This is a genomic window from Acinetobacter sp. YH12251 (genome assembly GCF_013417465.1).
Classification (GTDB): Bacteria; Pseudomonadota; Gammaproteobacteria; order Pseudomonadales; family Moraxellaceae; genus Acinetobacter; species Acinetobacter amyesii.
The window spans coordinates 36,084-48,152 of the sequence record NZ_VPDZ01000020.1; the positions used below are offsets into that span (position 1 = coordinate 36,084).

4 protein-coding genes are annotated in these 12,069 nt (G+C 36.7%); all 4 read left to right on the forward strand.

Annotated elements, in window-relative coordinates:
* Positions 1-4 precede the first annotated feature (4 nt).
* Positions 5-2,020 carry a DUF262 domain-containing protein gene (locus FTV27_RS15500; protein ID WP_180079226.1) on the forward strand — a complete coding sequence of 672 codons (2,016 nt, stop codon included), beginning with the start codon at positions 5-7 and terminating at the stop codon, positions 2,018-2,020.
* 1 nt (position 2,021) lies between these two features.
* On the forward strand, positions 2,022-5,084 hold the full coding sequence (locus tag FTV27_RS15505; RefSeq protein ID WP_180079227.1) for a type I restriction endonuclease subunit R: 3,063 nt from the start codon (positions 2,022-2,024) through the stop codon (positions 5,082-5,084).
* Positions 5,085-5,216: 132 nt separating this feature from the next.
* Positions 5,217-8,585 (forward strand): STY4851/ECs_5259 family protein, encoded by a 3,369-nt coding sequence (locus tag FTV27_RS15510; protein WP_180079228.1) that lies wholly within the window; start codon positions 5,217-5,219, stop codon positions 8,583-8,585.
* A gap of 1 nt (position 8,586) precedes the next feature.
* Positions 8,587-11,946: a DEAD/DEAH box helicase gene (locus FTV27_RS15515; RefSeq protein WP_257230039.1), complete on the forward strand. Its 3,360-nt coding sequence runs from the start codon at positions 8,587-8,589 to the stop codon at positions 11,944-11,946.
* Positions 11,947-12,069: the final 123 nt, after the last annotated feature.

The following is a 12,069-nucleotide window of genomic DNA, read 5'->3' on the forward strand; positions in this document are numbered from 1 at the left end:
AAGAATGAATCAAGCAGTAAATACAGAGCTTTTATGTTTAAAGCACGTTGTAGATGAGAACTATCAATTCGTTATCCCTAGCTATCAACGTCCGTATGTATGGAGTTCAATTCATATCGAAGATCTGCTCAATGATATTGAGGAAGCATTCAAAAATGATGAACCTCACTATTTTATTGGTACAACATTGTCATCCAAAAAAGATCTTTCAACTTATGAATTAATAGATGGGCAACAGCGTACAACAACATTGATGTTATTTGCTTTGGCTTGCCATGATTACAAAGATTCAGTGTTAAAAGGGCATTCGATACTAAAAGTGTCGACTTATGCTAAAAAGCCAAGATTGCATTTTGAAATTCGGGAAAGAATTGAATCCTATTTAGGTTCTCAAGCTGGGCTTGATGGATTTGGTCAGCCATCGCAAGATCAACTGGCTGAAGATGCTTATTTGAAGCATATACATGCAGGTCTCGAATACATAAAACAAAGACTAAAAAAGATTAGTGAGAGTGAGGTAGAACTTAAGGAATTTATAGACTACATCTTTGAAAATGTAAGATGGATTAATAACATTATCCCTGAAAAGACTGATTTGAATAAACTGTTCTCGAGTATGAATACTTCGGGAATACAGTTAGAGCCAGTGGATATTCTGAAATCCAAAATTTTTAAAAAAATTACGAAGAATAAGAAGCTTTATGAGGCAATTTGGGATGCTTGTCAAAATATGAATACATATTTTGAACGGGTGTTACGTAAAAAGATTGAAGCTTCATCATGGAATAAATTGAGTTATGAGGATCTTGAGCACTATGATGCAGAAAGCATGGTGTTTGAGGTTGAATCTGAAAGTTCTAAAAAGTCATTTTTGAAAGGTTTATCTATTCAAGAGATAGATAGTAAACGTAATATTTCAAATTATGAAAATGATAGTGAAAAAGAAACAGAACATGAAGATCAGATAGAAGCAGATATTCCGGAGGAAAGTAAAAATCATTGTCGATCTTTTATTAGCTTCGAGTTGTTATTAATTCATGCATTGCGTATCTACAAAGTGTTAAACGATGAGAATGATATTGAAGAGCGTTTGATTGCTTCAAATTTACAAAAGATTTTTAAAAACTTTGTAATTCAAGCCAGTGAGAAAGAGATAAAAGATTTTTTAGATGTATTATGGCAAGTGCGATATCAATTTGATACGTGGTGTGTGAAGTGGCTAGAGAATGAAGATAGTGGTGGTGAGGAATTACGTTTAACTTCGATAAATCGACAGAAAAAGAAAGAAGCTAAAAAAGCATATTTTAATAGGACAAAGAAAGAACATTCTGCTTTAGAGCTTTTACAAAGTGTGCGAATTTTTACAGGTGAACGTAGTGCTCAGTATTGGTTAACGCCATTTTTAATTGGTTTAATAAATGCTGATTCTTCTTTAGACCAAGATGATGTCGTTGAGTGGCTAGAGAAAATTGATAATGATTTATCTTTGGCAGTAGATGACATCACTCAAAAAGTAGCGAGTTATCAACTTTGTCTTGAGGATGAAATAGGAACAAAAGACTGGCAAGAGCTCCAAGACTATCTAGAAAGTCAAAAAGGGACTTCTTTTGAACATTACTGGTTCCAAAAATTAGAATATGTTTTATGGAAAAACTATGGTCGTCGTACGGAGAAAAAATTTAGAAACTATCGTATCACTGCAAAAAACTCAGTAGAGCATGTACATCCACAAAATGAGAGATTTGGGGCTGTATTGACGGAGTCATATTTGCATGCTTTTGGCAATTTGGTTTTACTCAGTCCAGGACAAAACTCAGAATATAGTAATAAGCCTGTGACGGTTAAATTGGCAGAATTTGAGAGAAAGCCATCATATGATTCGTTAAAGCTTAAATATTTATTTGATACTTTTAAGAAATCAGAAAGTAAAAATTTAACTAAGTCAGTTATTCAGATGCATCAAGATCGAATGATTGAGTTGCTAAAAATGCATTATTGTGGGGTTGAGGGTAATAAATAAAATGGTCAGTTTAACCAATGAACGTGCTTTAGAAATGGCAATTGAAAAAGCGCTGACTGGAACATGCCTCGAAAATATCAAAACAGGTTTAACCGATATTTCTCTACCTCATCATGGCTTTGTATCAGGTTCACCTGCAAATTTTGACATGTTGTATGCCTTAGATACCCAATATTTCTGGCAGTTCTTAGAACAAACACAAGCTGATGAACTGGCAAAGATTCAAAAATTTAATCCACACGATTGGCAACGTAAAATCTATGAACGCTTTGATCGAATGATCCGAAAGCATGGGGTGATTCATCTACTGAAAAAAGGTCTCGCCGTAGACCAAGCACATTTTCAGTTGATGTACCCAGCGCCTTTGGCAAGTAGTTCTCAGAAGATTAAAGACCGATTCAAGCAGAACATTTTTAGTGTAACTCGCCAATTACGTTACTCAAAAGCTAATCCACTACAAGAAATTGACATGGTGGTATTTGTAAATGGTATTCCAATTATTACTTTTGAATTAAAGAATGATTGGACAGGGCAAAATGCTCGTTATCATGGGCAGAAGCAATATAAACAAGATCGTGATATCACACAGCCCTTATTGAGCTTTGCTCGTTGTATTGTACATATGGCTGTCGATACCGATGAAGTCTATATGACCACGAAATTGGCTGGGGCGAACACCTTCTTCTTACCGTTTAACAAGGGACATAATGCAGGTGCAGGCAATCCGCCAAATGCTGAGGGGCATAAAACGGCATACCTTTGGAAAGAGCTACTTTCTAAAGAAAGTCTGGCAAATATCATTCAGCACTTCGTGCGACTAGATAGTGATGAAAAAACCTTATTAGATAAAAGGAATCTCTATTTCCCACGTTATCATCAACTCAGCGTGGTACGCCGTCTTATTCATGATGTCTCAACTCATGGGGTTGGTCAAACTTATCTCATTCAGCATTCGGCAGGTTCGGGTAAGTCAAATTCGATTACGTGGGCAGCATTTCAGTTGATCGAAGCTTACCCAGTAGAAAAAGACATTCCAGGAAGTCGAGGGCTAGAACACCCATTATTTGATTCAGTGATTGTGGTGACGGATCGCCGTATTCTGGATAAACAGCTTAAAGAGAATATCAAGGAGTTCTCTGAAGTTAAGAATATTATGGCACATGCCCATAAGTCATCAGAGCTGAAATCTGCTTTAGAAAATGGCAAAAAGATCATTATTACCACGATTCAAAAATTCCCTTTCATTATCGATGGGATTGCAGATTTAAGTGATAAACGTTTTGCTGTGATCATTGATGAGGCACATAGCTCTCAATCTGGTGTTGCACATGACAAAATGAATGAAGTCATGGGTAAAGCCAATGAAGACAGTGATGGTGTAGATGCTCAAGATAAAATCTTAAGTGCGATGTTGGCACGTAAGATGAAAGGCAATGCATCCTATTTTGCTTTTACTGCAACGCCAAAAAACACGACTTTAGAAAAGTTTGGTGAAAAGCAAGCAGATGGCTCGTTTAAACCTTTTGATCTGTATTCGATGAAACAGGCGATTGAAGAAGGGTTTATTCTAGATGTCTTGTCCAATTACACGACATATAAGAGCTTCTATGAAATTGAGAAGTCGATTCTAGACAATCCATTATTCGATACTAAAAAAGCGCAGAAAACCTTACGAAGCTATGTGGAGAAAACACAACAGACCATTGATATCAAAGCTGAAGTAATGTTGGATCATTTCATTCAACATGTGGTAAATACCAAGAAATTAAAAGGCAAGGCCAAAGGGATGATTGTGACTCAAAATATTGAGTCTGCAATCCGTTATTACAAAGCGATTGACCGACTGCTTGAGCAAGCAGGATATCCATTTAAAGCCATCATTGCTTTCTCTGGTGAGAAGAAAGTAGATGGTATTGAATATTCAGAAGCGATTCTCAATGGATTCTCTGATAATGACACTAAAGATATGTTCGATCGTGGCTATGTGGGTGACAAGAAGCCTGTAGGCGTGAATGAAGATCAGTATCGCTTACTGATTGTTGCCAATAAATACCTCACTGGATTCGATCAACCAAAGCTTTGCACGATGTACGTTGATAAAAAGTTGGCGGACGTCCTGTGCGTTCAGGCACTTTCTCGTTTAAACCGTTCTGCCCCTAAATTGGGTAAGAGAACAGAAGATCTATTTGTGCTTGATTTCTTCAATGAAATAGAAGATATCAAACAATCATTTGATCGTTTCTACACGTCGACTACGTTGTCACAAGCGACCGATATTAATGTACTCAACGAACTAAAAGATGAGCTAGATACTGTTGGAGTATATGAATCATCGGAAGTCGAAGACTTTGCCACAAAATATTTTGATTCAGTAGATGCAGAAAAATTAAGTCCAATTATTGATACTGCCGTTGCACGTTTTGATGCTGAGTTAGAGCTTAGCGCTGAAGATAAAGCTGATTTCAAGATCAAGGCAAAGCAGTTTGTGAAGATTTACGGACAGATGGCTTCAATTTTGCCATACGAGGTTGCAGCTTGGGAAAAGTTATATTGGTTCTTAAAATTCTTGATTCCTAAACTCAAAATTGAAGATCCAGAAGCAGATGCTTTAGACGAGTTGTTAAATTCAGTTGATTTAAACTCCTATGGTTTACAGCGTAAAAAACTGAATGAGCAAATTGAGTTAGATGCTGAAGAAACAGTTCTAGATCCGACAAACTCGAATCCTCGTGGTGCTCATGGCGGTGAAACTGAAGAAGATCCATTAGATGAAATCATTAAAACGTTTAATGAACGCTGGTTTGGAGGTTGGGCTGCAACGCCTGAAGAGCAAAAAGTAAAATTTGTGAATATCTTAAAACAGATAAAAGAACATGCTGATTTTGAGAGTAAGTATTTGAATAACCCTGATCCGCATACCAAAGATTTGGCTTTTGACAAGATTATGAATGAAGTGATGTTACGTCAAAGAAAGATTGATATGGATATGTATAAGCAATATTCAAAAGATACTGCCTTTAGAATGTCATGGAAATATAGCCTGCAACAGGGTGTTATGAGGTAATTCTTAAAATATGAGTGAAATAATGAAAATTAACCCATATCAGCGACACTTTCTGACGCCTTTAGGTTTATATAGGTCATTGAATCAATTATATTATTTAATTTGAAGTAGAAAATAATAATGGGGGGCATTATGGAGTTGTTAGCATCTGATATCTTAGGGGAGCAATTGAGTGCTAGACATATTCTTAAGCGAATTTTTGAGTCGCGTAAACTTACTGAGCCAACAAGTCATCCCCTGTATACCTATCATATTACCCTAGAAGAATATCAAGACCTAAAGCGTACGCTGAGATATAGCCAACAAGATCAAAAAAGCCATAAACCTGGTCGTGAATGGTGTGCAGTTTTTACACTATTTGTTTCGGAATGGTTTCGTCGAGAGTATAAAAGTGGTTGGAGTTGGGGGCCTGTATATGATGCACTGGGCTTTCAACCTTTACATGATATTCGCTACGTAGTTCAGCATGGCTTAGAAGGTTTTTGGAAACGTCCGATCCTTAAATTTGAAGGCTCAAATCATACCAATTATTTAGGTTCTGTATTTAAAGAAGGGGGATTCCCTTCAAATCTTTTAATGGAGCAAGGTAATCATTATCAGGCAGTATTTAAACGTATTGTGGCACAGTTTAGTCACTTTAGACATTATAACCCTGAAATAAATGACCAATTGATTCAAGCGTATACTCAATATCTGCCTCAAGCATTCAAGGAGCATGAAACACGAGTGCTTATTTCAGATATGGCAGAACATCTTGTTCATTTAGTAGAAACACACCAATTGGATAATACAGATAATCCAGCAGCTTATTTATCCGTAAATTTCCCCAAGTGGAGGGAAGTATTTCCTCTACCATTAGAAAGTAGTGTGGCGGAACAGTTTTTAAATCAGTTACTCGTTACTTCTAGTACTGAATTGAAGCAAATGAAAACAAAGCAGGATGCTTTATCCTGTGCGAATTTTTTTAACCGTAATTCTAATCAAATATTAACTGAAGTTTTCCTGCCGAACTCACTAGAAATCACTTTGGAGGATGTTCAAGGGATTCCTCCTCGTGTAGAAATTGTGTTGTATGAAGCACATGAACCCTTAGCAAAGTTTGGCACTGCCACGTTTATGGCAAGGCCTGAGGCTAAGAAGCCAGTGAATATACGTATAGGTGCACAAACGCGTATTATCACTAGGAAGAATTATCAACATGGATTGATTCTGGCACTACAAAATAAAGATCAAATTCTTTATCAAAAAGAATTACCTCAAACTTGTTTAGAAATCGGTAGTGTTCCTGTTGCATTTGCACAGGATGAAGGAGAGCTTTGTCCATTTATTGGGCAGGCTTCATTCAAGACAGCAGAATCGGAAATTATTTTACTCTTACCGCCATCATATCAATTTACTTCTCAGGACTGTGTCACTGGGCATTTATCAAATGCTTTTGGCCAGCATGTTTATAAGGCGAAAGGCGACATTGAAATTGTTGGTGATGATCAAGAAAAATATCAGATTCAATGCTCTAAATATTTTGACAAATCAGAACTTGTAGATCTTTTTGGTAATAAGTTTCCTTGGCATACTGTACCTGCATTGGCTTTTTTAGGAAGACCTAAGGCACGTTATATAGAAACTGGTTTGCAGTCAAAAAATGATAGTTTAGCTATTTATGCAGAACAAAAGCTTTTGGCTCATCATGTGGGTTCTAGTGGATATGGTGTAAAGACTTTAAGCGTTAAAAATGCAGCTCAAAATGTGGTGCTACGTCGCAAGGTTGTAATTTTCCCTGAAGACCTAAAAATAGAATTATTGGCAGGAGATACGCCTAATGAAGCTGATATTCGTCTACTAACCAAAAGTAATATCATTTGTTTAGGGATCACCGCTGATCATCAAGCAGTGAGCTTTAAGTCGCGTAAACTGAATGATGATATACATGGGCAATATGGTTATGAGTACCATCTAAAATGCAATGAGCATCCACCTGAAAATATCAAACTTAATTTGATGCTGAATTTGGGAGATCAACTAGATTTATTACTACCATTTCCATCACATGGTGCAACGCTCTATAACGGAAATCACCAGCCAATTAAACAAAAAGTATTAACTGTAGACGATTTGCTCGGTTCAAGATTATGTCTATATGCACCAGAGGATAAGCTGACCAATTTTCGGATGACAATCAGGCTGAAAAGCACTCATATTCGTGATATAGATGCCCCTTATTACAAGTGGCAGTTTTTGGTGAGTGGAAAACCACATCAAGAATCACTTATTCATTATCGAGCTGAAATAGAAGAATTATTGGCATTAACAAAAGACTTAGATGCACGGATTATTCTCGAAGTCACTGGTGGGAAACAATCTTTAAATTATGAGATTAAACATTATCAAACCGAGTTTGAAATAGATGAACAAGGTCATTATTTTTTAAATGGTTTGAATCTTTCAGGTTCACAAGTGGTTGATCCAGTCATCATGGTTTTAAACCAACCTGAACAGGCTGTTTTACCACTCGAACCAGTTACAACTGAAGGTGTTGAAACAGGTAAGTATAAATTGCCAAGATTGAGCAATGTGGGTCCTTGTTTAATTATTCCTAGAGATGAACAATCGATTAAATTTAGACCGAAATTCATATCGCAGCAGATAAAAGAAGATTCATTGTCTTTTGAAACTGCGGATACCTTACATACTGCCGTACGTGATTATCATCCAACATTTAACCCAAATAGTATTGCAGATTACTTAGAACTTATGGCGAGTGATTTGCAAAACTCTGGATGGCTGTATCTTTACCACTTATATTCGAAGTACAACCATTTACCGTTGGTCACATTTCAAGTGTGGAAGGATTTGGTAAGAAATCCATCATGTTTGGCACTGGCGATATGGTTACTTGATTTTGAACATGATATTTATCAACGCTTCGAACGAGAATTCGATTTAGTATGGGAATTAATCCCTGCTAAAGCTTGGAAAAATGCAATCTCTAAAACTTTTGAACTTTATGTGAGTCAAGGTATCCCTGAGGCCATTGTTAAAAAAACGCTGAAAGCGAGATATGCAAAGTTATCTCAAGACATTTCAACGCTAAATCAAAGTTTAGAAGCTTATTATTTTGATGAGCCGGTTCTAAATGGATTAACGCAGAATCAGTTGAATAATATTGTTAACGGTCATTATCTTCAGAATTTATTGAGATACCAGCCTGAAGGCGAATTGTGGCCAATGTGGTTCCAGCAACAACTCACAGCGTGGTTTGAAAAAGATAATCTAAATCTTCCATTAAAACCTATGGTCAGTTTGCCACAGCATGCATCAGTTATTCTTTTGCCAATTTATCTTGCGCTAAAAAATGTAGGTCTAACCAGTTTTGTGCTTGAAGATAAATCAAATAGTTTAACTCATCATAAGATTCGTCAGATCCGTGATTTTGACCAGTCTTGGTTTAACTCAATTTTTGAAATAACAACATCTTATTTATTAAATTTAAAGGCTCACTAATATGCAACCTTATTATTCCGATTTATTAGAACAAGCATGTCAGCGTACAAAAGAATCAACGTTAAGCGTATTAGGGATCAACGATCCTGAGTTAAGAGAACACCTTGCTGAACAAATGTCTCAGCTTCCGGGAAGCAAATTTTCATTTTTAGCTCCACCTGTTTTTGAGCATACTTTTGCTTGGAAACAAGCACCTGTGACGATGACAGAATTAAGTGGAAAATTATTAGCGAAGTCAGTTGTAAGTGCTTTGGATTCGCAGAGTAATGGTCGCTATCGCTTTGGGGCAGAATTTAAGCCTTTTGAACATCAACTAAAAAGTTGGAAAAACTTATTAGCGGATAAAAAATCAATTGTTGTCACATCTGGTACAGGTTCAGGTAAAACAGAATGTTTTATGGTACCAATTCTGAATGATTTATTTGAATTAAGCGAAAATATCAATGCGCCGTTGGAAGGTGTGCATGCTCTATTCTTATATCCGCTTAATGCGTTGATTAATTCTCAAGAAGAGCGGTTAAGTGCTTGGACTCAACATTTTGGCGGAAAACTCAGATATTGTTTGTATAACGGGAATACCCCTGAATCAGAGAGTTCAAATAGAACATTACAAAAGGACCGTCCTTATCAAGTTTTATCACGAGAATTGATGAGAAAAAGTCCGGCTCCAATCTTGGTGACCAACGGGACGATGCTGGAATATATTATGGTGCGTCAAATTGATGCACCGATTATTGAAAAATCTAGGGCAAAGAAAAGCCTGCGTTGGATTGTTTTAGATGAAGCTCATAGCTATGTTGGATCACAGGCAGCAGAGCTTGCCTTGCAGTTACGACGTGTTTTAGAGGCCTTTGGTGTTGAGGCCAAAGATGTAAGATTTGTCGCAACTTCTGCAACCATTGCTGACAGTAATGCAGAACAACAATTAAAGACCTATTTATCTCAGTTGGCTGGTATTGAGGAAAGTCAAATCGAAGTGATAGGTGGCCGGCGTGCAGTCCCACAATTAAAACTTGAAACGAATCACAATAAACTCAGTTTAAAAGAATTATCTGAAATTGAGAGTGATTTAGAAGTTAGTGCTAAACGTTTTGAAGCATTAGAATCGAATCAAACAGCACGAGCAATTCGGGAAATCATTGTTCAACAAGGTACAGAAAGTTATAAGCCATTAACATCTTTGGAAATTAAAGAAAAATTAAATGCCGACTATGCTATTTCAGTGGATCAAGTCGAAATTATTGCTTGGATTGACTTACTAACAAATACAAAAGCACAAGAAAAAGAAGAGGCTTTCCTAAAAGTACGAGCTCACTTCTTACAAAGAATTACGCATGGCTTGTGGAGTTGTATTAATCCTCATTGTAATCAAAAAGAGGGTACAGCATTAAAAAAATGGCCATACGGTAATGTATATGCGACGTGTGAACAAAAGTGTAAATGTGAATCACCAGTCTTGGAGCTGACATTTTGTAAAGAATGTAATTCACCACATTTATTAGGGCAACTCGTTGACGCTAATGATGGTATTCGTCAGCTTAAACAAGTTGGGGAAGTCAAAATTGATGAGTTTTCGCTGCTAACTGAAGAAGATGAAATTGAAGAAGCCGACATTAATAATAGCTCGAACAAGTTAATAGATTACAATCAATCAATATTGCTAAGTGTAAATGATAACGGGGAGATGCTGAATCTAGATCGTGGAGGCTTTGAAAAATATCCAGGGGAAGAAGAATTCAATCTTTTTGCGACATCAAATAAATGCCACTACTGTGAGCTAGAGACGCAAGAAGGTTATTTGCCTGTAAATAGAAGCATTCTTGGTGCACCTTTTTATGTTACTAAAGCAATCCCGACTATTTTAGAATTTTGTCCTGATATTACGATTAAAGAGTTAGAAGAAAATGGTGTTACGAACATTTCACCTCAAAGCTTACCTTCATTTGGACGTCGTTTAATTACATTTACGGATAGTCGCCAAGGCACCGCAAGAATGTCCGTACAGATGCAACAGGAGGCACAGCGTTCACGATTAAGGGGTGCTGTGGTGGAAATGTTAAAAAAACTACCTGATCTATCGAGTGGGGAGATGTCTCGAGAGGAAATTGAGGAGCAAATTGAACAAATAAAACATGATCCAAAGATGAAGATGTTTCTGACATTGCTTCAACAGGAACTATTGAAATTAGACACCTCAGACGAAAGTTCGATTTCATGGAAAGAGATGATCGAGAAGCTTACAGCTTTATCCGATTTTAACTTTTCAATACTGAACGCAATGAAGTATTACTCTCCGGAAGTTTTTGGAGATCAAACTGAAGGGTCACATAGATTGATCTCAATGTTATTGTTGAGTGAATTTAGCAGACGTCCACGTAATCGAAATAGTACTGAAACGTTGGGATTAGTAAAAGTTGGTTATAGTGGTTTAGAAAAAGTTAGCAGTGTTCCTTTATATTGGGAATCTAAAGGCCTTAACTTACAAGACTGGAAGGACTTTTTAAAAGTCGTTCTAGATTTCTATGTGCGAGAGTATTACTACATTCATATAGATAGAAGTATTTCAAATTGGATGGGGAGGAAAATTGTTACAAAACGACTATTTGGACCTGATTCAAAATTAACAGAAGATAAAATTAGTAAACAATGGCCTTTAGCTTCTAAGCGAAAGAATAATCGTTTAGTGAAACTATTAGCATTAGGTGGGCAATTAGATTTAAATGCTCCAATTGATATAGATATCGCCGATGAATGGCTAAAATGCGCTTGGAAAGTTTTGACTCAAGATATAGCTATTTTAGAAAGTGATAATGGTCAATTTTTCATTAGACCACAAAAGTTCAAATTTTCATTGAATGAACACGTATTTATTTGTCCCGTCACTCATAGATTAATTGATACTACCTTCAAAGGTATTACGCCATATCTACCGACGGGTATTCCAAAGAGTAAAGAGGCTTTCATTTGTCAAAAGACAAAAATGCCGAATTTGAAGGTGTTTAGTTCCAATAAAGATCATCATGACAACATTCAATACATCCGTGAATTAATTGCTAATGATGAGACAATTAAGGAGCTACGCTCTTTAAATTTGTGGAATGATCTTTGTGATCGAATTATTGAAGGTGGCATGTATTATCGAGTTGCAGAACATTCGGCACAGCAAGCAAGTGAGCGATTACAAGACTACGAAAAGCGATTTAAATCAGGTGAAGTTAATGTAATGAACTGTTCAACCACCATGGAAATGGGGGTTGATATCGGCGGTATTTCAGCAGTGGTGATGAATAACGTACCACCGCATCCTGCAAATTATCTACAACGTGCGGGTCGTGCGGGTCGTAGTAAAGAATCAAGATGATGTGTGCTGAATTAGCAGGAGACTTTCACTTGGGAGATTCTAGGCAGCTAACCGATAAAAGTCTTCTGCCATTTGATTTGGTGTCTTAAAATCCAAGCCTTTTTGAATTCTTCGCTGATTATA